At 51.9% G+C, this 24,148-nt stretch carries 18 protein-coding genes and 3 rRNA genes; 15 read left to right on the forward strand and 6 right to left on the reverse strand.

Annotated elements, in window-relative coordinates; all coding sequences use genetic code 11:
• Positions 1-17: 17 nt before the first annotated feature.
• The 8 genes from NF212_RS00755 to rrf all read left to right on the forward strand — a co-directional run bounded on the left by NF212_RS00755 (position 18) and on the right by rrf (position 10,307).
• Complete coding sequence (locus NF212_RS00755; RefSeq protein ID WP_434357970.1) at positions 18-755, forward strand: FliA/WhiG family RNA polymerase sigma factor; 738 nt, start codon at positions 18-20, stop codon at positions 753-755.
• Between the two features lie 14 nt (positions 756-769).
• Entirely contained in the window at positions 770-1,618 is an 849-nt protein-coding gene (motA, locus tag NF212_RS00760) for a flagellar motor stator protein MotA (protein WP_434357971.1), read from the forward strand.
• Positions 1,619-1,621: 3 nt separating this feature from the next.
• A complete protein-coding gene (locus NF212_RS00765) occupies positions 1,622-2,635 on the forward strand; it encodes a flagellar motor protein MotB (RefSeq protein WP_434357973.1) in 1,014 nt (337 codons plus the stop codon).
• 245 nt (positions 2,636-2,880) lie between these two features.
• A complete protein-coding gene (parM, locus tag NF212_RS00770) occupies positions 2,881-3,930 on the forward strand; it encodes a plasmid segregation protein ParM domain-containing protein (protein ID WP_434357975.1) in 1,050 nt (349 codons plus the stop codon).
• Positions 3,920-4,708 (forward strand): hypothetical protein, encoded by a 789-nt coding sequence (locus NF212_RS00775; protein WP_434357977.1) that lies wholly within the window; start codon positions 3,920-3,922, stop codon positions 4,706-4,708. Before parM ends, NF212_RS00775 begins: the two co-directional genes overlap by 11 nt.
• Positions 4,709-5,288: 580 nt before the next feature.
• A 16S ribosomal RNA gene (locus NF212_RS00780) occupies positions 5,289-6,841 on the forward strand.
• A 356-nt stretch (positions 6,842-7,197) separates the two neighbouring features.
• Positions 7,198-10,088, forward strand: a 23S ribosomal RNA gene (locus tag NF212_RS00785).
• A 103-nt stretch (positions 10,089-10,191) separates the two neighbouring features.
• Positions 10,192-10,307 (forward strand): 5S ribosomal RNA (gene rrf / locus NF212_RS00790).
• Together the 16S, 23S and 5S rRNA genes form the textbook arrangement of a ribosomal RNA operon.
• Positions 10,308-10,523: 216 nt before the next feature.
• On the opposite strand, the gene NF212_RS00795 is transcribed toward rrf, so the two are convergent.
• Complete coding sequence (locus tag NF212_RS00795) at positions 10,524-11,387, reverse strand: YicC/YloC family endoribonuclease (RefSeq protein WP_434357979.1); 864 nt, start codon at positions 11,385-11,387, stop codon at positions 10,524-10,526.
• A 251-nt stretch (positions 11,388-11,638) separates the two neighbouring features.
• On the opposite strand from NF212_RS00795, the gene rph reads away from it, so the two are divergent.
• Positions 11,639-12,355: a ribonuclease PH gene (gene rph, locus NF212_RS00800; RefSeq protein ID WP_434357981.1), complete on the forward strand. Its 717-nt coding sequence runs from the start codon at positions 11,639-11,641 to the stop codon at positions 12,353-12,355.
• Between the two features lie 93 nt (positions 12,356-12,448).
• On the forward strand, positions 12,449-13,087 hold the full coding sequence (pyrE, locus tag NF212_RS00805) for an orotate phosphoribosyltransferase (RefSeq protein ID WP_434357983.1): 639 nt from the start codon (positions 12,449-12,451) through the stop codon (positions 13,085-13,087).
• A gap of 55 nt (positions 13,088-13,142) precedes the next feature.
• Here the strand turns inward: pyrE and ptsG are convergent, their stop codons facing one another.
• On the reverse strand, positions 13,143-14,582 hold the full coding sequence (ptsG, locus tag NF212_RS00810) for a glucose-specific PTS transporter subunit IIBC (RefSeq protein WP_434357985.1): 1,440 nt from the start codon (positions 14,580-14,582) through the stop codon (positions 13,143-13,145).
• Between the two features lie 225 nt (positions 14,583-14,807).
• Between ptsG and NF212_RS00815 the strand changes: the two genes are divergently transcribed.
• The 3 genes from NF212_RS00815 to NF212_RS00825 are packed head-to-tail and all read left to right on the forward strand — an operon-like array spanning position 14,808 to position 18,192.
• Positions 14,808-15,512 (forward strand): response regulator transcription factor, encoded by a 705-nt coding sequence (locus tag NF212_RS00815; RefSeq protein ID WP_434357986.1) that lies wholly within the window; start codon positions 14,808-14,810, stop codon positions 15,510-15,512.
• Positions 15,509-16,957 (forward strand): sensor histidine kinase, encoded by a 1,449-nt coding sequence (locus NF212_RS00820; RefSeq protein WP_434357988.1) that lies wholly within the window; start codon positions 15,509-15,511, stop codon positions 16,955-16,957. Before NF212_RS00815 ends, NF212_RS00820 begins: the two co-directional genes overlap by 4 nt.
• Positions 16,957-18,192 (forward strand): ABC transporter substrate-binding protein, encoded by a 1,236-nt coding sequence (locus NF212_RS00825; RefSeq protein WP_434357990.1) that lies wholly within the window; start codon positions 16,957-16,959, stop codon positions 18,190-18,192. Before NF212_RS00820 ends, NF212_RS00825 begins: the two co-directional genes overlap by 1 nt.
• 64 nt (positions 18,193-18,256) lie before the next feature.
• Here the strand turns inward: NF212_RS00825 and slmA are convergent, their stop codons facing one another.
• From slmA to NF212_RS00845, 4 genes are all read right to left on the reverse strand, one after another.
• Positions 18,257-18,865: a nucleoid occlusion factor SlmA gene (gene slmA, locus NF212_RS00830; protein WP_434357992.1), complete on the reverse strand. Its 609-nt coding sequence runs from the start codon at positions 18,863-18,865 to the stop codon at positions 18,257-18,259.
• Positions 18,866-19,058: 193 nt separating this feature from the next.
• On the reverse strand, positions 19,059-20,021 hold the full coding sequence (gene pfkA, locus NF212_RS00835; RefSeq protein ID WP_054673656.1) for a 6-phosphofructokinase: 963 nt from the start codon (positions 20,019-20,021) through the stop codon (positions 19,059-19,061).
• Positions 20,022-20,276: 255 nt separating this feature from the next.
• Positions 20,277-21,179 (reverse strand): CDF family cation-efflux transporter FieF, encoded by a 903-nt coding sequence (gene fieF / locus NF212_RS00840; RefSeq protein ID WP_434357995.1) that lies wholly within the window; start codon positions 21,177-21,179, stop codon positions 20,277-20,279.
• A 135-nt stretch (positions 21,180-21,314) separates the two neighbouring features.
• The gene (locus NF212_RS00845) at positions 21,315-21,821 is read right to left on the reverse strand and encodes a CpxP family protein (protein ID WP_434357997.1); all 507 of its coding nucleotides are present in this window, start codon (positions 21,819-21,821) and stop codon (positions 21,315-21,317) included.
• A gap of 204 nt (positions 21,822-22,025) precedes the next feature.
• On the opposite strand from NF212_RS00845, the gene NF212_RS00850 reads away from it, so the two are divergent.
• Both NF212_RS00850 and cpxA read left to right on the forward strand, forming a co-directional pair.
• Positions 22,026-22,715, forward strand: coding sequence for a response regulator (locus NF212_RS00850; protein ID WP_434357999.1), 690 nt, complete (start codon positions 22,026-22,028; stop codon positions 22,713-22,715).
• Between the two features lie 2 nt (positions 22,716-22,717).
• Entirely contained in the window at positions 22,718-24,136 is a 1,419-nt protein-coding gene (gene cpxA, locus NF212_RS00855) for an envelope stress sensor histidine kinase CpxA (RefSeq protein ID WP_434358001.1), read from the forward strand.
• The last annotated feature ends 12 nt before the right edge of the window (positions 24,137-24,148 follow it).

The following is a 24,148-nucleotide window of genomic DNA, read 5'->3' on the forward strand; positions in this document are numbered from 1 at the left end:
CGGCCCGGGCAACGATCATGGTGAATGAAGCAGCCGGGCTGGCCGCCTACCAGCAGAGCCAGCAAGCTGGCCTGCACGGTCAGGAACAGCGTTTGCTCATCCGTTTTGCCGATGTGGTAAAGCGGGTGGTGAGCCATATGTGTGTTCAGGCAGGCGTGGTGATGTCTCTCGATGACATGGAGCAGATTGGCCTGATAGCCCTGCTTGAAACACTGCGCCGCTATCCCGGAGAGCCGGATGATGTGCTGCGCCGCCTTGCCGCGCCAAGGATCCGTGGCGCGATTCTGGATGAACTTCGCCGCCTTGACTGGCGCTCACGCCGCTCACGCCAGAAAAGCCATGAGCTTAAAGATGCCGAGCGTACACTCGGAAAACAATTGGGAAGGGTTCCGACCGAACCTGAACTGGCCCAGGCGATGGGCATAGGGTTGGATGACGTTCGCCAGCGCCAACTGGATTATGAGGCTGCGCAACCGCGCAGTTTTGAATCTGCACAGGAAGATGGGGAAGCCATACCTGATCTTGCCTTCCAGTGTGACCACCTTGAGCGGGATCGGCAGCGTGATGCCCTCAAGCGGGCGCTTGCCACCCTGACACCCCGAGAGCAGGTCATCATGAGCTTCTACTACGAACATGAGATGAACCTGAAAGAGATCGCCATGGTCTTTGAGCTCACTGAAGCCCGGGTCAGCCAAATCCACAAAAAAGCTATCAGCACACTCAACCAGAAGTTGGCGGACTGGCAGTCGGCCTGACGGAGACGTATCAGATGCAAGTAATCATTGGTTTTATTATCGTTTTTGGCTGTGTGCTGGCCGGTTTCCTTGAAGCACACGGTAAGGTTGCCGCATTGTGGCAACCGGCAGAAATGATCATCATTATCGGTGCAGCCGTGGGTGCCATGGTGGTTGCAAACCCGGCATATGTACTCAAAAACATCCTTGTGCGGATCAAGATGCTGTTTGGCAAATCTTACAACAAGGATTTTTTCAAAAGCCTGTTGGAGCTGATGTATGAGCTTCTTGAGGTGGTGCGCAAGGACGGCATCAAAAAGCTTGATGACCATATTGAAAACCCGACTGGCAGCGACATTTTTACCCGCTACCCGGATGTGTTGAAGTCCAACGTGATGCTTGCCTTTATCACCGACAACCTCCGGATGATGGCGATGGGGAAAATGAGCCACCACGACCTGGAAGCTGCCCTTGAAATGGAAATTGAGGCGCTGGAAGAAGACCTGATGCGTCCGTCCCGCGCGATTGGTAAAACCGGTGAAGCCATGCCCGGCTTCGGTATCGTGGCGGCAGTTTTGGGTATCGTGGTAACCATGCAGAACATCGGTGGCCCACTGACCATGATCGGTGTGAAAGTGGCTGCGGCGCTGGTGGGTACCTTTATCGGTGTATTGATGTCCTACGGTGTTTTTGACCCTCTTTCATCCAGTATCGCCGGCCTTGTCCACAAGGAAATCATGGGGCTTCGCATGGTGTCTGCCGTTCTGGTAGCCCAGGTTCAGGGCAAGCCAACCATTCTCGCTCTTGATGCCGGCCGTAAGCTGCTGCACAGCGAATACAAGCCGACCTTCGTGGAAATGGAAGGCTGGATGGCACGGGACTAAACCATGAGCAGTAAGGAAGAACCAACCATCATCATTATCAAGAAGCGCCGTCGCGGTGGCCACGATGAAGGCCATGGCGGGGCGTGGAAGGTGGCCTTTGCCGACTTCGCCATCGCTATGATGGCGTTCTTTATGGTGATGTGGATTATGGAGATTGCCACTCAGGATGAGCGCCAGCAAATCCAGTTTATGATGCAAAAGTCCAGCGTGTTTAACGAGATGGACAACATCTTCGATATCAGCAACAGCCCTTTCCCTATCGACTTTGGCGGGGAAGCATCACCGTTTGACAGTCCGGCTCTGTCCCGGGTGGATGGCAATAATAAACTGGGTAATGCCCTTCACGAGCAATTGCCGAACGGTGAGCACGGAAAAGGAGCCGGCGACAAGGACAAGATGCTGTCCATGATCCAGGGGAAATACCTGAATGCAGCCGAGCTTGCCACCCTGGCGAAAACGCTCAGCAAGATGCTCAATGAGATGGCCGCCGGTGACAATATTGCGATTGAGGCGGTGCCTCAGGGGCTCCGTATCGTGCTGCACGATAACCAGCACCGTTATATGTTCCGGCGGGGAAGTGCCCAGATAACACCGTTTTTCAAGGATATGCTTTATAGCCTGGCACCGGTTCTCGGCCGAATCAAAAACCGCCTGGTGATAAGTGGTTATACCGACGCAACCCGGTACGTCACCAAGAATTACAACAACTGGGATTTGTCCGGTGAGCGAGCCCTTAAAGCCCGCCAGTTGCTGGTTGATTCCGGCCTGCCGGATCGTAATGTGCTCCAGGTGGCAGCCATGTCAGACCGGATGCCGATTGACCCGAAAAAGCCGGACAGCGGCCTGAACCGCCGGATAGAGATCCTGGTACTGACAAAGGACGCTGATAAGCAGCTGATCGGTCTGTTTGGTCATGGCCCCAATTCCAAGCCGCCAGGTTCAGCGATTTCAAATGCCAAGCGGTTTGCCGAGGAAAACCAGCCGGTCTCACGGCTTGAAGTGATGACTGGGAATTAAAAGTCCTGAGTATTCAAAACCCTGCTTTCGGCAGAGCCAGATTGGGCCTGACGGGAGCTGATGGGGGAGGCGGTAAGGTGTACAATTCCGCCCCCACACTGACTCGCGGGGTAGGAGAAGGCCGTTGGCCGGAACCCGTGTTTCCTAACTGTAACGACGCTTTCTCAGCCAGGGATGGATGGATGGTTATGGGCATAGCCCCGTAGCCCTGTCCTGTGTCTGCGTCTTGGAATATGAGAAGTAAGATGGCGGTTTCAACGTTAAAAATTGCAGTAGATGACGGCTCAACCAATGTGAAAGTCAGCTGGATTGAGAACAACCAACTCAAGACTGTGGTGTCTCCTAACTCTTTCCGTAAAGACTGGAAAAGTGCAGCCCTGCGTAAAGACAAAAAGGTCTATAACTACGAAATCGGCAGCACCAAGTACACTTACGATGCAACATCCGACAAAGCACTGGAAACCACACACGTAGATTACCAGTACGACAACCTGAACCTGCTGGCGGTACACCATGCCCTTTTGCAGACCGGTCTTGACCCACAGCCGGTCACTCTGGTGGTAACCCTGCCTATCACCGAGTTCTACAACTCTGAAGACTGCCAGCGCAATGAAGCCAAGATCGAGAAAAAGCGCCAGAACCTGATGCGTGACATCCGCCTCAACAAAGGTGAGCTGTTCAAGATCGTTGATGTAGAAGTGATGCCGGAAAGCCTGCCTGCAGTGATGTCTACCCTGATGAACTCCAACTGCAATGAGTTCACCCGGTCTCTGGTTGTTGACTGTGGTGGTACGACCCTGGATATGGGTATTGTGGTTGGCGAGTTTGATGATGTTTCTGCCGTATACGGCAACAATGAAATCGGCGTATCTATGGTCACCGCAGCAGCACGCAAAGCACTGGCTACTGCGGACAGTGACTCAAGCTACCTGGTTGCCAATGAGCTCATCAAGCGCCGTCATGACCTCTCTTTTGTAAAAGAAGTGGTTAACGACGAAGAGCAAATTGACATCATCCTGCACAAAATCAATACCAAAATTGACGAGCTGGGTGCTGCGGTTGCTTATGAGGCCAAAAAGTTTGCTAAAAACCCTAATCGCGTATACCTGGTTGGCGGCGGTGCGTCGCTGATCTTCCCGGCTATCATGCAAGCTTATGAGACCCTGGGTGATCGTGTGGTACTTATCAATGATGCCCAGTCTGCTCTGGCGCGTGAACTTTGCATGTATCACTCTGACCTGGAAGGTGCTGTGGAAGTGGCAGCCGAAACCCTGGTTGAGGTAGATGATGAGTAACCAGCTCAAGCGGGTTAACTATTCCATCTTTCTTGATCCGGTGAAATCACAGTCCGACCGTTATGCGGTCGGCGTGTTGCGCCAGTGGGTACAGGAGCGGAAAGAGCTGGCTATCAACCCGACTTCCGGGATGGAGCTGCACCGCAACCTGCACATGCACAAAAATATCTACCTGTCCGGGATGTATCTGTACCTGTTGAGCCCGGCGCTTTGCGATCTGCTGGCGACCTCTTTGGGTGACGAGACCGTCAATATTGAGATGCTGAAAAACCAGCTTCGCAACTGCGGCCTCAAACTCGACAGTGAACAGCATGCACCTATGGTAGATACCGATACCCTGACTGCTATTAAAGAAGCGTCAGATAACACGCCGGTTATGGCTGAACTTCAGTCTCTTAAAGAGCAACTCGCAGATGCTTTCTCTATAAAGGAAGAGGAGAGTGGACAGCAAGCCAGTGATGTATTGCTGGATGAGTTGCGACAACTGCGGGATGACATTGCTGCACAGCCAAAACCTGTGGTCGCAGAAACCGGAAATCTTGCTGGTGAGATAGATGCTTTAAAGCAGCAACTTGCCAGTGAGATACGACAGCTAAGTATGCAAAGGGAAATTGCAGAGCTAAAAGCCATGCTGACTGCCCAGAGCTCGCTGATCCGGAACCTGTCTGCAGGTAAAGTAATGCCAGCAGAATCAGAGACTCCACAGGAAGAAGCCGGGGAGGTACTGAACCAGAAGATGGCTTCAGTGCAAAAATTAAAGAAGAAAGGCATTTTCTGATGGAAGCCCGGCTTATTGCCGGGCTTTCTTTCTATATATATAGAGAAATTTGCCTGCTTGGTCGTTTTCACAACAGTACAGATAGTGGAAAAACAAAAGAAAACTTTGGAAGAGCTTTTCTTTTATTCGTCTCCAACCCAGATTTGGCGAGCTTTCTGGTACGGAAAGTAACCAAAAAGTGCCTTTTTTGCCCCTTTCGCTGCCTTCGTGACCATTCGATGAATTTTTTCCGAAAAAAGGGTTGCACGAAAATTTCAGATCTCTATACTGCGCTCCTGTCGACGGGGAACGGAGTGTGACTCCGGTCACGAAAGCGGTAAAACGAAGTCTCAGGATAACGTACGCTAACGTCGATATTGCTCTTTAACAATTTGACCATGCAATCTGTGTGGGCACTCGTTGAAACAGAATAAAAGATTTATTCAATGAATCGAGTGACCAAACGAGATTCCTGAAAAGGAATATCGGCACAGTCAATTCTATCTATGAAAATAGATTTTTTGCTTCTGCTTTTTTCTAAAAAGCGGAGACAAATAGAATCAGTATTCATTGAGCCAAACCTTCGGGTTTGAAAAAACTTTAATTGAAGAGTTTGATCATGGCTCAGATTGAACGCTGGCGGCAGGCCTAACACATGCAAGTCGAGCGGCAGCGACAACAACAATCCTTCGGGAGCGTTGTTGGGCGGCGAGCGGCGGACGGGTGAGTAATGCTTGGGGATCTGCCTCTGGGCGGGGGATAACTACTGGAAACGGTAGCTAATACCGCATAATGTCTACGGACCAAAGCGGGGGACCTTCGGGCCTCGCACCCAGAGATGAGCCCAAGTGGGATTAGCTAGTTGGTGGGGTAATGGCTCACCAAGGCGACGATCCCTAGCTGGTCTGAGAGGATGATCAGCCACACTGGAACTGAGACACGGTCCAGACTCCTACGGGAGGCAGCAGTGGGGAATATTGCACAATGGGGGAAACCCTGATGCAGCCATGCCGCGTGTGTGAAGAAGGCCTTCGGGTTGTAAAGCACTTTCAGCAGTGAGGAAGGTGGTGTAGTTAATAGCTGCACCATTTGACGTTAGCTGCAGAAGAAGCACCGGCTAACTCCGTGCCAGCAGCCGCGGTAATACGGAGGGTGCGAGCGTTAATCGGAATTACTGGGCGTAAAGCGCATGCAGGCGGTCTGTTAAGTCAGATGTGAAAGCCCCGGGCTTAACCTGGGAGTTGCATTTGAGACTGGCAGGCTAGAGTCTTGTAGAGGGGGGTAGAATTCCAGGTGTAGCGGTGAAATGCGTAGAGATCTGGAGGAATACCGGTGGCGAAGGCGGCCCCCTGGACAAAGACTGACGCTCAGATGCGAAAGCGTGGGGAGCAAACAGGATTAGATACCCTGGTAGTCCACGCCGTAAACGATGTCTACTTGGAGGTTGTGCCTATAAGGTGTGGCTTTCGGAGCTAACGTGTTAAGTAGACCGCCTGGGGAGTACGGCCGCAAGGTTAAAACTCAAATGAATTGACGGGGGCCCGCACAAGCGGTGGAGCATGTGGTTTAATTCGATGCAACGCGAAGAACCTTACCTACTCTTGACATCCAGAGAAGCTTGAAGAGATTCGAGTGTGCCTTCGGGAGCTCTGAGACAGGTGCTGCATGGCTGTCGTCAGCTCGTGTTGTGAAATGTTGGGTTAAGTCCCGCAACGAGCGCAACCCTTATCCTTGTTTGCCAGCGAGTCATGTCGGGAACTCCAGGGAGACTGCCGGTGATAAACCGGAGGAAGGTGGGGACGACGTCAAGTCATCATGGCCCTTACGAGTAGGGCTACACACGTGCTACAATGGCATATACAGAGGGCAGCGAGACCGCGAGGTGGAGCGAATCCCAGAAAGTATGTCGTAGTCCGGATTGGAGTCTGCAACTCGACTCCATGAAGTCGGAATCGCTAGTAATCGTGGATCAGAATGCCACGGTGAATACGTTCCCGGGCCTTGTACACACCGCCCGTCACACCATGGGAGTGGGTTGCACCAGAAGTAGATAGCTTAACCTTCGGGAGGGCGTTTACCACGGTGTGATTCATGACTGGGGTGAAGTCGTAACAAGGTAGCCCTAGGGGAACCTGGGGCTGGATCACCTCCTTACCTAAACTGCTTCATGAGTGTCCACACAGATTGCACTGGTTAAATGTTTAAGTAGTGAAAGCGCTAATCAATGATGTTGTCATTGATTAACGCTTTTGCGTTGATTCTCGAAAGAGAATAGCTCTTTAACAATCTGGAAAGCTGACTAGTAGATTCAACAATGTTGAATCTGTTCTGAACTTCTTAGGAAGTGATGAACAAAGTTCTCAAATGTTTTGCTTTCACTTTTTTAAAAGTGAAGACAAATCGCAAACACATTCAAGTGTTTTGGTAGTGCTTTATAGCACAACTCAATTTGAGTACGGCGAAAACCAAATCTTGGTCAACGTATGACTCGAAACTCCTTCGGGTTGTATGGTTAAGTGACTAAGCGTACACGGTGGATGCCTTGGCAGTCAGAGGCGATGAAGGACGTATTAACTTGCGATAAGCCCAGATAAGGCAGTAAAAGCCACTTGAGTCTGGGATGTCCGAATGGGGAAACCCACTGGCATAAGCCAGTATCGCTGCGTGAATACATAGCGCAGCGAGGCGAACCGGGAGAACTGAAACATCTAAGTACCCCGAGGAAAAGAAATCAACTGAGATTCCGGCAGTAGCGGCGAGCGAACCCGGATTAGCCCTTAAGCGTTTTAAGTGTTAGTGGAAGCCTCTGGAAAGTGGCGCGATACAGGGTGACAGCCCCGTACACGACAATGCTTTTAGCGTGAAAACGAGTAGGACGGGACACGTGTTATCTTGTCTGAAGATGGGGGGACCATCCTCCAAGGCTAAATACTCCTGACTGACCGATAGTGAACCAGTACCGTGAGGGAAAGGCGAAAAGAACCCCTGTGAGGGGAGTGAAATAGAACCTGAAACCGTGTACGTACAAGCAGTGGGAGCCCACTTGTTGGGTGACTGCGTACCTTTTGTATAATGGGTCAGCGACTTAATTTCAGTAGCAAGGTTAACCGCATAGGGGAGCCGTAGGGAAACCGAGTCTTAACTGGGCGTGCAGTTGCTGGAATTAGACCCGAAACCGAGTGATCTAGCCATGGGCAGGTTGAAGATTGAGTAACATCAATTGGAGGACCGAACCGACTAATGTTGAAAAATTAGCGGATGACTTGTGGCTAGGGGTGAAAGGCCAATCAAACTCGGAGATAGCTGGTTCTCCCCGAAAGCTATTTAGGTAGCGCCTCGGACGAATACTACTGGGGGTAGAGCACTGTTAAGGCTAGGGGGTCATCCCGACTTACCAACCCTTTGCAAACTCCGAATACCAGTAAGTACTATCCGGGAGACACACGGCGGGTGCTAACGTCCGTCGTGGAGAGGGAAACAACCCAGACCGCCAGCTAAGGTCCCAAAGTTATCGCTAAGTGGGAAACGATGTGGGAAGGCCCAGACAGCCAGGATGTTGGCTTAGAAGCAGCCATCATTTAAAGAAAGCGTAATAGCTCACTGGTCGAGTCGGCCTGCGCGGAAGATGTAACGGGGCTAAGCGATACACCGAAGCTGCGGCAATGCGATTTATCGTATTGGGTAGGGGAGCGTTCTGTAAGCGGCTGAAGGTGCACTGTAAGGTGTGCTGGACGTATCAGAAGTGCGAATGCTGACATGAGTAACGACAAAGGGGGTGAAAAACCTCCTCGCCGGAAGACCAAGGGTTCCTGTCCAACGTTAATCGGGGCAGGGTGAGTCGGCCCCTAAGGCGAGGCCGAAAGGCGTAGTCGATGGGAAACGGGTTAATATTCCCGTACTGCTGATAACTGCGATGGGGGGACGGAGAAGGCTAGGTGGGCCGGGCGACGGTTGTCCCGGTTCAAGGGTGTAGGCTGAGAAATTAGGTAAATCCGGTTTCTCTTAAGGCTGAGACCTGATGTCGAGCCACTACGGTGGTGAAGTCATTGATGCCATGCTTCCAGGAAAAGCCTCTAAGCTTCAGGTTATCAGTAACCGTACCCCAAACCGACACAGGTGGTCGGGTAGAGAATACCAAGGCGCTTGAGAGAACTCGGGTGAAGGAACTAGGCAAAATGGTACCGTAACTTCGGGAGAAGGTACGCTGCCCTTGGTGAAGTCCCTTGCGGATGGAGCTGAAGGCAGTCGCAGATACCAGGTGGCTGCAACTGTTTATTAAAAACATAGCACTGTGCAAATTCGAAAGAAGACGTATACGGTGTGACGCCTGCCCGGTGCCGGAAGGTTAATTGATGGGGTTAGTCTTCGGATGAAGCTCTTGATCGAAGCCCCGGTAAACGGCGGCCGTAACTATAACGGTCCTAAGGTAGCGAAATTCCTTGTCGGGTAAGTTCCGACCTGCACGAATGGCGTAATGATGGCCACGCTGTCTCCACCCGAGACTCAGTGAAATTGAAATCGCAGTGAAGATGCTGTGTACCCGCGGCTAGACGGAAAGACCCCGTGAACCTTTACTACAGCTTGGCACTGAACATTGAGCCTACATGTGTAGGATAGGTGGGAGGCTTTGAAGCGGTGACGCCAGTTGCCGTGGAGCCATCCTTGAAATACCACCCTTGTATGTTTGATGTTCTAACTTGGCCCCGTTATCCGGGGTGAGGACAGTGCCTGGTGGGTAGTTTGACTGGGGCGGTCTCCTCCCAAAGAGTAACGGAGGAGCACGAAGGTGGGCTAATCACGGTCGGACATCGTGAGGTTAGTGCAATGGCATAAGCCCGCTTGACTGCGAGAATGACGGTTCGAGCAGGTGCGAAAGCAGGTCATAGTGATCCGGTGGTTCTGAATGGAAGGGCCATCGCTCAACGGATAAAAGGTACTCCGGGGATAACAGGCTGATACCGCCCAAGAGTTCATATCGACGGCGGTGTTTGGCACCTCGATGTCGGCTCATCACATCCTGGGGCTGAAGTCGGTCCCAAGGGTATGGCTGTTCGCCATTTAAAGTGGTACGCGAGCTGGGTTTAGAACGTCGTGAGACAGTTCGGTCCCTATCTGCCGTGGGCGTTGGAGAATTGAGAGGGGCTGCTCCTAGTACGAGAGGACCGGAGTGGACGAACCTCTGGTGTTCGGGTTGTCACGCCAGTGGCATTGCCCGGTAGCTAAGTTCGGAATCGATAACCGCTGAAAGCATCTAAGCGGGAAGCGAGCCTCAAGATGAGTTCTCCCTGACACTTTAAGTGTCCTAAAGGGTTGTCGGAGACTACGACGTAGATAGGCAGGGTGTGTAAGCGCTGTGAGGCGTTGAGCTAACCTGTACTAATTGCCCGTGAGGCTTAACCATACAACACCCAAGGGGTTTTGTGCGTACTCAAGAGAATCAAACATCTTGAATGTGTAAGAGAACACGCTAGAAGACATCAGCTTTCAAGATTGTACCGAATTTGTCTGGCGACCATAGCATTGTGGCTCCACCTGAACCCATGCCGAACTCAGAAGTGAAACGCAATAGCGCCGATGGTAGTGTGGGGTCTCCCCATGTGAGAGTAGGACATCGCCAGGCTTTAAATTAGAAAAAGCCCTGACCTGACGGTCAGGGCTTTTTTGCGTTTTGGGAAAAGAAACCGGACCTGGGAAGACAGTGTCCTGGGAAAGCAGGGTAGCGAAGAGCAGTGGCGAGTACGGAGTGGTGCGTGGCGAGAAAAAGCCTTGTGCAGCTCTCGCCAATACAAAAAAACCGGCTTGCGCCGGTTTTATCGTAAAAAAGACAGAATCGAGCTTATTCAATATTCTGGATCTGCTCGCGCATCTGTTCGATAAGTACCTTCAGCTCAACAGCAGAAGCAGTGACTTCGGTATTGATAGACTTGGAAGCCAGGGTGTTCGACTCTCGGTTGAACTCCTGCATCATGAAGTCCAGGCGTCGGCCACAGGCTCCGCCTTTTTTCAGTACTTTGCGGGTTTCAATCACGTGTGAATCCAGTCGATCCAGCTCTTCTGCTACATCAACCTTCTGTGCCATCAGGATCATTTCCTGCTCTACGCGGCCAGCTTCCAGTTCCACCTTGGCTTCTTCGAAGCGGCTGTGGATTCGGTCACGTTGCCAGGCCAGGATCTCCGGCATTTTGGCGCGCACTTTAACCACTTCTTCGCTGATCGCATCCAGGCGCTGCTCGATCATCGCATTGATGTTGTTGCCTTCGCTCAAACGGGCCGCGATGAAATCTTTGATCGCTTCGTCAAAGGCTTCCAGCAGGGCTTTATTGATTGCATCCATATCCTGCTCTGGAGTCTCGAGCACGCCGGGCCATTGCAGAACCTGGAATGGGTTGATGCTGCCTTCACCTGTAGTGTCTTTTACCCACTTGGCGGCGTTAATTACCTGCTGGGCCAGGGATTCATTGATCTTCAGCTCGGTGTTGGCTGCTGGGTTGGCTTCAAAGCGCAGGCTGCATTCAACTTTACCGCGGGCCAGTCGTTGACGGAAACGTTCGCGAAGAACCGGTTCCAGAGAACGGAATTGCTCCGGCAGACGCAGGTAAGTTTCAAGATAACGCTGGTTTACCGAACGAATTTCCCAGGCGGCTGTACCCCAGTCGCCCTTAATTTCGCGTCGGGCATACGCTGTCATGCTGTGGATCATGATATGGCTTCATTGGTCAAATTTGATGCTGATTATACGCCACGGGCGCCGGGGCGTCAGCTAAGTCAGTTATTTGGATAGAGATTCGCAGGCGTGAGCACGTTTTATTGATATTGGAATTTGCTTTCATCTTTTTTCTAAAAGAAGGGAGGCAATATTGTGCGCACTATTCGCGCTGCTTCAAAGAAACCGCTATAATCGCCGGTCAATTCATCCCACTCAGTCGACAGACTTTAATTAAAGGTGAAGCTATGCGCCCAAGCGGAAGAGCAAACCACGAGGTTCGTCCTGTTTCTATTACCCGTAACTTTACTTGCCATGCTGAAGGTTCAGTCCTGGTTGAGTTCGGTAACACCAAAGTGATTTGTACCGCCACTGTAGAAGACGGTGTGCCTCGCTTCCTGAAAGGCCAGAACCAAGGCTGGATTACTGCTGAATACGGCATGCTGCCACGTTCTACCCATTCCCGTATGCGCCGTGAAGCAGCAAACGGCAAACAGGGTGGCCGCACAATGGAAATCCAGCGCCTGATCGCCCGTAGCCTGCGTGCAGCCGTAGATCTTGGCAAACTGGGTGATTACACCATTACTGTTGACTGTGACGTTATCCAGGCTGATGGCGGTACCCGTACTGCTTCTATCACTGGTGCAAGTGTTGCGCTGGCTGATGCCCTGAACAAGCTTGTTGCTGATGGCAAACTGAAAGAAAACCCAATGAAGGGTCATGTTGCTGCTGTCTCTGTTGGTATCTTTGAAGGTACTGCAGTTTGTGACCTGGAGTACGTGGAAGACTCAGCGGCTGAAACCGACATGAACGTAGTCATGCTGGAAGACGGCAATATGATTGAAGTGCAGGGCACTGCAGAGGGTGCGCCATTCAGTCAGGAAGAGCTTATGGAAATGCTTGCGCTGGCCCGTCAGGGGATTGAGCATATTGTCACGGTGCAGAAGGCATCGTTGGCATCGTGATTTTAAAAGCGGCTTCCTGTTGGAGCCGCTTTTTTTTAACCGGAAAACCTATTTCCGGGTATGTTGGAATACAAAGGAATATCAGGAGAAAAAATGAAAGCGTATCAGCGTCAATTCATCGAGTTTGCATTGGAAAAGCAGGTTCTGAAATTTGGTGAGTTTACCCTGAAGTCTGGCCGCAAGAGCCCTTACTTCTTTAACGCCGGTCTGTTCAATACCGGTCGCGACCTGGCAAAGCTGGGCCGTTTCTACGCTGAAGCGCTGGTTGATGCCAAAGTGGAATACGACGTGCTGTTCGGTCCTGCCTACAAGGGGATCCCTATTGCGACGACAACAGCTGTTGCGCTGGCAGAACATCACGATGTGGACACACCGTATTGCTTCAACCGTAAGGAAGCTAAAGACCACGGCGAAGGTGGCAACCTGGTGGGCAGTGCGCTGGAAGGCCGCATTATGCTGGTTGACGATGTTATAACTGCTGGAACCGCCATTCGTGAATCAATGGAAATCATCCAGGCAAATGGTGCGGATCTGGCCGGAGTCCTGGTTGCCATTGACCGCCAGGAACGTGGCAAGGGTGAGCTGTCAGCAATTCAGGAAGTGGAACGAGATTTCGGCTGTAAGGTGATTTCCATTGTCAGCCTTGGTGATCTGGTTACTTACCTCGAAGAGCGTGGGGATAACGAGCATCTGGATGCGGTAAAAGCTTACCGAGCTCAGTACGGAATCTAACTATTTCATAAAGTGTGAAGACGGGAGCTTAAGCTCCCGTTTTTGTTGGGGGGAATTATGAGGCTACAAGTACCTGGTTTATTTCACTCTTGATGCTGTCTGAGCGGGTGCCAAATATCGCTTGAAGGCTGTTACCAACGACAAGGACTTCCCTGGCTCCGAGAGCCTTGAGCTTTTCACTGTCTACGAGTGAGATCTCGAAGACGGTGACACGGAGGCGGGTAATACAGGCATCAACATGCTTGATGTTGTCTTTAGTGCCGAGTGCAACGATGATTTGCTGGGCCAGTTCACCGTCTACCTGTACAGCTGCACTGATTTCATCTTCCTTACTTTCGCGTCCCGGAGTCATCAGGTTGAGTTTGGCAATCAGCACTCGGAAGACGGAGTAGTACATCAGCGCCCAAAGAGGGCCGATAAGGATGAACAGCCAGGCGTTCTTTGACAGTGGGTAATAGATCAGGAAATCAATTGCACCGTGGGCAAAGGTCACGCTGTGGTGAATATCCAAGGCAGTAACCAAGGCAAAACCAAGGCCGGTAAAAATACAGTGGATAACGTAAAGCACCGGTGCCGCGAAGAGGAAAGAAAACTCCATAGGTTCGGTAATACCAGTCAGCCAGGAGGTCAGTGCTGCGGACAGCATGATACCGCCGACAAGAGCCCGCTTTTCTTTGCGTGCTGAGTGGTAAATTGCCAGGCCGATAGCTGGCAGGGCCCACATGGAATACATGTAACCACCTGCCAGGTTCCCTGCGGTTGGGTCTCCGGCCAGGTAACGCTGGATTTCACCTTTGATAACCGCCCCGGTTTCCGGGTTCATGTATTCACCAACTTCAAAGAAGAATGGGACGTTCCAGATGTGGTGCAGGCCGAAAGGAATAAGAGAGCGTTCTACAAAGCCGTAGATACCGAAAGCCAGGGTTGGGTTCTGGTAAGCCGCCCAATGGGAAAACGTATTGATGGCACCACCAATTGGGGGCCAGACGTAGCTCATTACTACGGCCACAATGATTGCCGAAAGGCCTGTGACAATTGGTACAAAACGTTTACCGGCAAAGAAGCCAAGGTATTCTGGCAACTGGATGTTGTGGAACTTTTTGTACATAACTGACGCAATTACGCCAATTACGATCCCGCCGAACACACCGGTATTCAGCGTCGGAATGCCGAGTACCTGTGAGGTTTCGATACCGTTTGCCTGGGCGATTACTCCCATGGTTGCCACTAAGATCGCAAAACCGACAGTTGCGGCCAGGCCGGCAGCACCATCGTTATCGCTCAGCCCCAAAGCGACACCAATTGCAAAGATCAATGCCAGGTTACTGAAGACTGCATCCCCGGACTTAGCCATGATCTGGGAAACAATCTCCGGCAGGAAAGAAAAATTAGCTGAGCCTATACCTAGCAGCAAGCCCGCGATGGGAAGGACTGCCACCGGCAGCATCAGCGACCGACCGATACGCTGAAGTATTCCAAATGTGTAAGAAATCATAGGGTCTTCCTTGATTGTTTGAGTAAGACCGTTTCACTGTACCGGGAGAAAAGGTTGTGCAAGTAAGCAACTGTGATTGCTTTGTAAGTGTTTGCTTACAAAAGGGAGAAATGAGTATGAAAAGGCGGGTGGCGGCTCACAATTTCCTGTCGGGAATATGACTGCCGGGATCGATGGAGTGTATAAAAATTTGACTGCGCATATCAGTCCAGGGAGTGGGCGACGATGGAAAAGAAAACCATATTGATTGTTGACGACAGTGCCGAGATCCGGGATGCGTTAAGCGAATATCTGGCTCGGGCTGGGTTTGAGGTTTGGACAGCCCCTGATGGAGAAGCGATGTGGCAGCAGTTAGAAAAGGGGGAACCAAACTTGGTGATCCTGGATATCATGTTGCCCGGGGAAGATGGCCTGACACTCTGTGCCCAAATTCGCCGTACATCATATGTACCGATTATTATGCTGACCGCAGTAACTGATGAACATGATCGTATAGCCGGGCTGGAAGTAGGGGCTGACGATTACATCACAAAGACATTCAGTCCAAGGGAACTGCTGGCCAGAATCAAAGCGCTACTGCGTCGCAGCCACTTTACCAACAGCAGTACCCATTCGGTCCGGGTACATTTTCTGTCCTGGACGTTTGACCGGGCAAAACGCCAACTGGTTCATGATTCCGGCCGTACCGTCCAACTGTCAGGCAGTGATTTTTCCCTGCTTAGCCTGTTTATCCAGAAACCGAATTACCTTTTCAGTCGCGATGAAATCTCCAAGACGCTGTGGGGGAGAGAAATGGACCCCTTTGAGCGTGGAATTGACGTCCAAATGAGCAGACTGCGCAAACACCTCAATGATGACGGCAGAAACATCATCGTAACCGTCAGGAACAAAGGGTATATGTTTGCTGTTGATAGAATTGTTGAATCGTGAAAGTGCGAGGTGACGCCCAGGGGCTTGGCAATACACTCTCTTTCCGGATCAGTTTCTCGGTCATTGCATTGATCGTGTTTGCTGAACTGATAGCGGGAGCAATCTGGTTGCAGTCCATAAAACAGAGCCGGACCGATGATATTAACCGGGCTATCAACGATATTGTTGATACAGCAGCTGGGACCGTCGATTACTTCCGCTCATTGCCAAATAACTACCGCCACCTGGTACTCAACCAATTGCTCGAAACCGGTGGCTCCCGCTTTTTCATTTCCCTGAATGACCGGCATATCCCCAATAAAAACAGCAGGGACACTGAAGTGAATGAACTGGCAGTCCGGTATGCCCGTGAACACCTGAACAGGCTGCTTGGCAATGAGATGCGCACGGTCGTCAATATTACCTCCAGGGATGAAGTCAGGGTTTTCAATACCGGGATACGGCTTGATGAAGTCCCCAAGCTCTGGACGAAATACAGTATGGCACTGGGCGACTTTGACCTTCCGGTACTGATATTCCAGATGGAAATCTCTGAGGGTGAGTGGCTATACCTGGCAACAACACTCCCGGTGCCTTATTCCTATTTTGCCTCAAGTGTGCTTGAGCCCAGGCAATACCTGTTCTTGGTGATTGCTTCCGTTCTTTTGATGGCTTTCACTGCCCGCGTTATACGCCGCGAGCTTAAGCCAATACGCTCCCTGGCACGGGCTGCTACCTTGATGAGTGCACGCCTGACGGTGGATGAGATCCCGGAAGACGGCGCGGGAGAGTTACGCAGCGCAGTCCATGCATTTAATAAAATGAACAAGCGTATCCAGCGTTATATAGAAGACAGGGAAACTCTTTTCAGTGCGCTGTCTCATGATATTCGAACCCCGCTGGCGTGCCTGAAGCTCCGTGCCGACATGCTGGAGGATGATGACACCCGGATCCGCTTTGAGAAACTCCTCAATGATATGGATATGATGCTGAAAAATGCCCTGCAGTGTATTCGGGATACCGATATCCATGAGGAAGTTGAACCCCTTGACCTGGCGATGTTACTGAAACAGTGCGCAAGGGAATATAACCAGGAAAAACAGAGAGTCATATTCGACATGCCAGATTCACTTCCCTACCTGGCCAAGCCCCTGGCTCTGCGTCGTTGCCTGATGAATGTCATTGATAATGGTGTTAAATACGGTGAGAGGCTGGCGATATCTGCCATGGCGACCCCTTCGGTATATACCATCGATATCCATGATGCCGGGCCGGGAATTGATGACAGATTACTAGAGAAAGTTTTTGAACCGTATTTTCGGGCCCGACCAGACCAAGGAATGGGCTCCGGTCTTGGGCTGACGATTTCACGCAGTATTGCCCGGGTACATGGTGGTGACCTTGTTGTGTTTAACCATCCGGAAGGTGGGCTGGTGGCCAGGGTGACATTGGCGAGGTCCAGATAATGCGCGTTTTGAAATCGGTTTTACTTTTTGGGGTTATCTCCCTCTCTTGGCCTGTTTTCGCCGGGCAGGTGGAGTTTCTCCACTGGTGGACGTCCAAAGGTGAAATGAACGCAGTGTCGGAGATAGACAGCTCTTTGCGTGAAAAAGGCCTGTTATTGCTGAATGCCCCTATCCCTGGAGGGGGAGGGGACAGTGCGCGGGCGATCCTGCAGGCGAGGACAATATCAGGCAACCCTCCCCATATGGCTTTGTTGCAGGGGCCCACCATCTCTTCATGGGCGGCCCTTGGGTTATTGATGCCCCTTACCGTGCAGGATGAGTTACCCGGGTTGCCTTCATTTATTGACGAGATCCACCGTTTCCAGGAAGCCAGGGTTGCCCTGCCGGTAACCTTGCACCGGCTTAACTGGGTCTGGGTCAATTCTCGTGTCCTTGGGGATGGCGGGATTATGGTACCGGATTCCTGGGATGGTATAGCCTCTGCATTGGAGGCACTGTCGGAGAAAGGCCAGCCTGGGCTCGCGATAGGTAATGACCCCTGGCAGAGCGCACAGCTGTTTGAGAACATTGCCTTTGGCCTGGGCGGTGCGGAGTATTACCGTCGCCTGTTCATTGACTTGGATATACAGGCACTTTTGAGCGACACAACCCGCAACGCATTGTCACTCTACCGGAGAATCGGGCAGACTGTCGGACAGCCGGAGAGCAAAGCCTGGGATGAAGCTTCTGCCGGATTGCGGGCCGGGCAGTATGCGATGCAGTTTGGCGGTGACTGGGTTGCCGGAGAGTTGTTGGATGAAAGCGGGAAGTTACCAGAGGATATCGAGTGCCTTGCGGCTCCTGCCATCCAGCCCGGGTTTATCTATAACATCGACAGCCTGGCACTGATGCGTACCCGGTCAATCAGTGTGCAGGATGCCCAGCAGTTGGTTGAAACGCTTTCAACAAGCCGTTTCCTTCAGGATTTCAACCGGGTAAAGGGGTCTATACCCGTGTACAGCGATATACCCCTAACCGGCTTTAACCGCTGTGCGATCCAATCGCGGCGGGATTTTGATGCAGCCGTTGATTTCGGGACTGCCGTTCCGAGCTTTTCAGACTCAATGGCAATCAACCCTATCATCCGCAATGCCATGCTTAATGAGCTTCACCAGTATTTTACCGATCCTTTGGTGACGGACGAGCAGGTACTGAACAACCTGGTGAAAATCAGCCAGAGCAGCAAGGTTTTTTGATGGAACCGAATTGGGTAATTGGCCGGTAAAAAGGAGGCAGAACAGCCTCCTTTACGTTTGTTCTTTAAACCGCCAGTGGCAGGCCTTCAAGCTGGTGGGAAAGCAGGCGCCAGTGCTGCTCGAAATTGGCAGTTGGCTTTTGCTGGAAACCGGAACGGACGAAACGGCAGATGCTGCCTTCTGCAAAACTCAAAAGGTGTGAAGCAAGAATGGCTTCATCCATTGGCCAGCCTTTGCCTTCGCGAAGCTGGCGCTCTCGCATTACCTGGCGGAGCTGGGTTTCAATGCGCTGGAAAAACTGGTTGATACGGCCTTGCAGGCGTTCCTGTTCAAACATCAGGGCATGGCCTGTCATGATACGGCTCAGACCCGGGTTGCGTTCACTGAAGCCCAGGAGAAGCTGGGTGATCAGGCGCAGCCGCTGCATGGTGTCCTTTTCATCATCCAGAATCCGGTTGATGCGGCTCATGATGGAGTCTTCGATAAACTCAATCAGTCCTTCAAACATCCGTGCCTTGCTTGGGAAGTGACGGTACAGCGCAGCTTCAGAAACACCCACCTGCTCAGCAAGCATTTTTGTGGTAATACGCTGACTGCCCTGGTTGGATTCCAGCATTTCAGCAAGCGCCTGGAGGATTTCTTCGCGGCGGTTATTTTTTTTGTTACCTGCCATGAACGGATGGTTCCTTTGTCATCAGTAACGCCGGGTACGGCAAAAATCTCGACGCTATCTTAGCGGGATGACCCGGTTATGTAAAAGATTGTCAGAGAAATTAGGGGGATCGTCAGGTTTTAGCCAAGCCTTACCGGGCAGATACAAAAATGCCTGCAACAAGGCAGGCATTTTAGGTTCCGGAGCAGACAAATTAGAACAGCTTGTTGGCTGTTTCGTAGATGTCAGCGCGGAATGGACGCTTCATATTTTCGATAGCGTCGATGATGTCGTGGTGTACCATCTTATCGTTCTGTACACCCACACAACGGCCGCCTTCACCTGCCATCAGCAATTCAACAGCGTACGCACCCATACGAGATGCCAGGATACGGTCGAATGCTACAGGCTGGCCGCCACGCTGGATGTGGCCCAGGATAGTGGCGCGGGTTTCACGGCCGGTTTCAGTTTCAATGAACTTAGCCAGTTCGTTGACATCAGTCATCAGCTCGGTAATGGCAACGATAGCGTGCTTCTTACCCTTGTAGATACCTTCACGGATCTTGCTCAGCAGTGCGTCTTTGTCCAGACCCACTTCAGGGATGATGATGTACTCACAACCACCGGCCATTGCTGCTGCCATGGTCAGGTCACCACAGTGACGGCCCATAACCTCAACAATAGAGATACGCTGGTGAGAAGAAGAGGTATCACGCAGGCGGTCGATGGCTTCGATCACTGTGTTCAGTGCAGTCATGTAACCGATAGTGTAGTCAGTGCCTGCAACATCGTTGTCGATAGTGCCTGGCAGGCCGATACATGGGTAACCCATTTCGGTCAGCTTCTTCGCACCCATGTACGAGCCGTCACCACCGATAACAACCAGTGCCTCGATGCCGTGCATCTTCAGGTTTTGAATGGCCTGAAGGCGGACTTTCTCATCGCGGAATTCCGGAAAACGGGCTGAGCCCAGGAATGTACCGCCACGGTTGATAATGTCAGAAACGCTGTTGCGGTTCAGTTTTTCAATACGGTTCTGGTGCAGGCCCTGGTAGCCGTCGTAAATACCGTAAACTTCAACGCCTTCACTCAGTGCCGCGCGGACAACACCGCGGATGGCTGCGTTCATACCCGGGGCGTCGCCGCCACTGGTCAATACACCAATCTTGCTAACCATGGTTACCCTCTGATCTTTGGAATCGAAATTTTTTCTAAATCCGGTTTCCGATGCCGGTTTACTTTGGCCTAATGCAGACGGTTTGTGGCGTCTGTTGTGTTTGCCCTGGCCGAGTTCGCTATTTTGCCAGCACCAGCGGAAAACTGTAACTTTTTTACTTATGTAAGAGTATTACAACTTTGCTAAGAAAGTTCGTTGATTCATGTCAGGATCCGTTATTGGGGCTGATATTTCCTCCCAATTTAGCCGTCATTCCTATAGTTGAGCCTGCTCTCTGCGGCTGTTTCTCACAACGGAAACGGGGTCCTGGTGAATCAGGATATCGGCTCCCGGGAAGACGACTTCGAGACGGTCTTCAACCTCATCAGCGATAAGGTGGGCATCCTTGAGCGGGAGCTCATCGTCCAGTTCAAGGTGGAGCTGGATAAATCGAGTGACGCCAGCCTGACGGGTTCTCAAGTCATGGACGCCATGGACACCGGCTACGCCAGAAGCCAGTGTCAGTATCTTTTCTTCTTCTTCCGGAGGAAGCTGGTGGTCGAGCAGAGACTGTACCGCATCACGCGCCATTTTGTAGGCGCTGAATAGGATAAATATCCCGACAAGGATCGCAAACCCGGCATCTGCATAGATAAAACCGTACGCGCTCAGTGCAAGGGCAACAATAATCGCCACGTTCATCAGCAGGTCTGACTGGTAATGCAGGGAGTCTGCGGCAATGGCCTGGCTGCCGGTTTTACGTACCACCCATTTCTGGAACATCACCAATCCGCCAGTCAGTGCAATCGCAGCGATACTGACATAGATACCAAAGCCGGGTTCAGAGAGTTCAGAAGGGCGGAAAAGGCGTTCAATGCCTTGAAGAATAAGGAAACAGGCTGAGCCAACGATAAATGTGGACTGGGCAAGTGCTGCCAGTGACTCAGCCTTGCCATGCCCGAATTTGTGCTCTTCATCAGCGGGTTGCAGGGCAAAACGGATGACAATCAGGTTGGTAAGAGAAGCGAGGATATCCAGGGTAGAGTCAACCACTGAGGCCAGAAGGCTCATCGAAGAGGTATACCACCAAGCAACCAGCTTGATACCCAAAAGTACTGTCGCAACGACCATGGCAGTCCAGGCTGCAGCCTGTACAAGCCGCCGATATCTTTCCGTCATAACATGTCAAATTCGAACATCAATTGGGTGAAGTATAACCCTTTTCCGATGAAATTTAACCACATTTCAAAACGCCACCCAACGCATACAGCCCCGTTTAGGGGGCTGTATGGGAAGTATGACGGAGGTTTGGGGTTAGCCGCGCTGTTTATCAGCCCATTTTTCCATTTTTTCCTGGCACTTCTGCTGCTGTTCAGCCTGTAGTGTTTGCAACTTGGCTTTTTGTTCCGGTGTCAGCACTGAGTACATTTGGTGCATATTGCCGGCCATTGCTACACGGCGTTCGACCTGCTGGTTTGCCATTTCCTGTGCCAAAGCTCTGACTGCGCTTTCATCCAGGTTGTCTGCCAACAGCAGTTGCTGCATTTTCTGGTGGTTGGCCTGGGCTGCTTTCATCATTTCACCACGTTGCCCTTTGTTTGACCGCATCTCCTCACGCATTTGCTTGAGCTGGTCTTTCTGGTCGTCGGTCAGGTCGAGCTGGCGGAACATCTTCTTGCCGCCCATCATGCAACCGTGGCCACCGTATCCGCCTTTTTCACCATGGCCACCGTGACCGCCACCGAAGGCGAAGGCTGATGCCGAACCAAATGCCAGGGGAAGGGCCATTATCATTGCTACTGTCTTTTTAGAAAATCGCATAGGTGTTCTCCTTACCGGGTTCAGTACGCAGCGGAATATGCCGCGATGTGAGTACAGGTTACGTGCTGCTACGTAAACTGGGGCACGGTGCATGTAAAGTTGTGTAAAACCCGGTAAAGCTGCGTTTTGACGCTGGTGATGAGGCGACGGTAAGCTGATAATCCAAATTGTGAATAACCGCTATCACCTTGCAGGGAAAAGACTATGGCCAACATCCTGATCATTGATGACGATACCGAGCTGACAGGGCTGCTCAGTGACATCCTGGAGCTGGAGGGCTTTAACGTCACTGTTGCGCACAATGGTCAGCAGGGCTTGGAATGCCACAATGAAAACGTCGACCTTATCCTGCTGGATGTGATGATGCCGGTTCTGGGCGGGATGGAGACCCTGCGCCGCTTGCGTGAAAACCATGAAACGCCGGTACTGATGCTGACTGCCAAGGGGGAGGAAATTGACCGGGTGATGGGACTTGAGTTGGGGGCGGATGATTACCTGCCAAAGCCTTTCAGTGACCGTGAACTGCTGGCCCGTATGCGGGCCATCCTTCGTCGGACGGCCAAGGTGTCGGTGGAAGAACGCCACACCGGGGACACCCTGACCTACCAGGATCTCACTATTTACCCAGGACGGCTTGAGCTGTTCTGCTGCGGTGAGCCGGTTGAGGTAACCGGTACTGAGCTGGCCCTGCTGCAATACCTGGTTGAACGCCCGGGGCAGGTGGTGGCAAAAACCGATCTCAGCCTTGATGTGTTGGGCAAGAGGCTGGCTCCATTTGACCGGGCAGTGGACATGCATGTATCCAACCTGCGTAAAAAACTGCCTGAGCGTGAAGACGGAAAGCCCCGGATTAAAACCCTGCGTGGACGGGGTTACCTGCTGGTAGAGGAGTAAGCATGGCGGTCAACCCTGGTTCAAGGTTAAAGCGGCTGGTTAGGTTTCTCCCGTTCAGCAGCCTGACAGCAAGAATATTTGCCATTTTCTGGTTCACCCTGTTGCTGGTGATTATTTCTGTGTTGGTGGTTCAGCACCAGGACCCGCGGAATTATGAACCGGTTAACCCACGAATGGCGGCGGAGCTGAATGAGATTGCCGGCAGGGTTTCAAAAGCACTGACCCGGCAACCCGGAGATATGATTACCAGCCTCCGGGCCCTCAGCCGTGATCATCGCAAAATCCAGCACATGAAAGGGATAAAACTCTACTTCACCGATACCGACGGTGTGGTGTTGGATCTCGGCCGTCACAGTGACAAGTTTGTCCGTAATTTTGCCAGCTCGTCTGATGATCCCAAAAGGCCTTTAACCCGCCAGTATGGCCCATGGCAGATGGCCGGGCCTTTCGTGATAAGCGACGGCCCGGAACAGGGCTGGATGTATATTGGCCGCCGGTTGCGTGAACCGCCCCCGTTCCTTATTCGTCTGCTTGATAACCCGGTCCAGTTGCTTCTGGCTACCATGCTGGTCAGTACACCGTTGTTGCTCTGGCTTGCGTGGGCGGTAACACGACCGGCCCGTCGGCTTCAGATGGCGGCAGAACGGGTGGCGAAAGGAGAGTTTTCCATTGACCCGCTACTTGAAAAAGGGCCGCGTGAATTCAGGCAGGCCGGTGCCAGCTTCAACCAGATGGTTGGGGCGGTAGACAGCATGATTACCGGACAACAGCGTCTGCTGTCAGATATTTCCCATGAACTTCGCTCGCCCCTTACCCGTCTTCGTATGGCCAATGCCCTGGCTATCCGCAAACAGGGGGAAAGCAAGGAGCTCAGCCGGATAGATACGGAAGCAGACCGCCTTGAACAAATGATTGCCGATCTGCTTTCGCTTTCCCGGATGCAGGTCAACAGCCATGAATCGAGGGAGCTGACTGATGCTGAATCACTCTGGCTGACAATGCTGGAAGATGCCCAGTTTGAAGCAGAGCAGCACAATCAGAATTTAGAAATCGACGGGCTGGAGGCGTTCCCGCTTCTGGTTAACCTGCCGATGATGTGCAGTGCATTGGAAAACGTTATCCGCAATGCCATTAAGTACGCAGACAGCAAGGTCAGCGTCTCCTTTTCCTGTAATGGCCAACGACTCGAAATAACTGTTGATGATGACGGATGTGGCGTCCCGGATGAGGAGCTGAATGATATTTTCCGGCCTTTTTACCGAGTGTCCACTGCACGTGACCGGCAAAGTGGCGGAACCGGCCTTGGGTTGGCGATCACTGAAAATGCAGTCCGGCAACACAGTGGCAGCGTCAGTGCATCGAGAAGCCATCTTGGGGGACTGCAAGTTTCTATGTATTTGCCGCTGGCTAACATTGCCTGAGTGCGAGTGGAT

The sequence above is a fragment of the Parasalinivibrio latis genome, from assembly GCF_036825535.1.
Taxonomy (GTDB): Bacteria; Pseudomonadota; Gammaproteobacteria; order Enterobacterales; family Vibrionaceae; genus Parasalinivibrio; species Parasalinivibrio latis.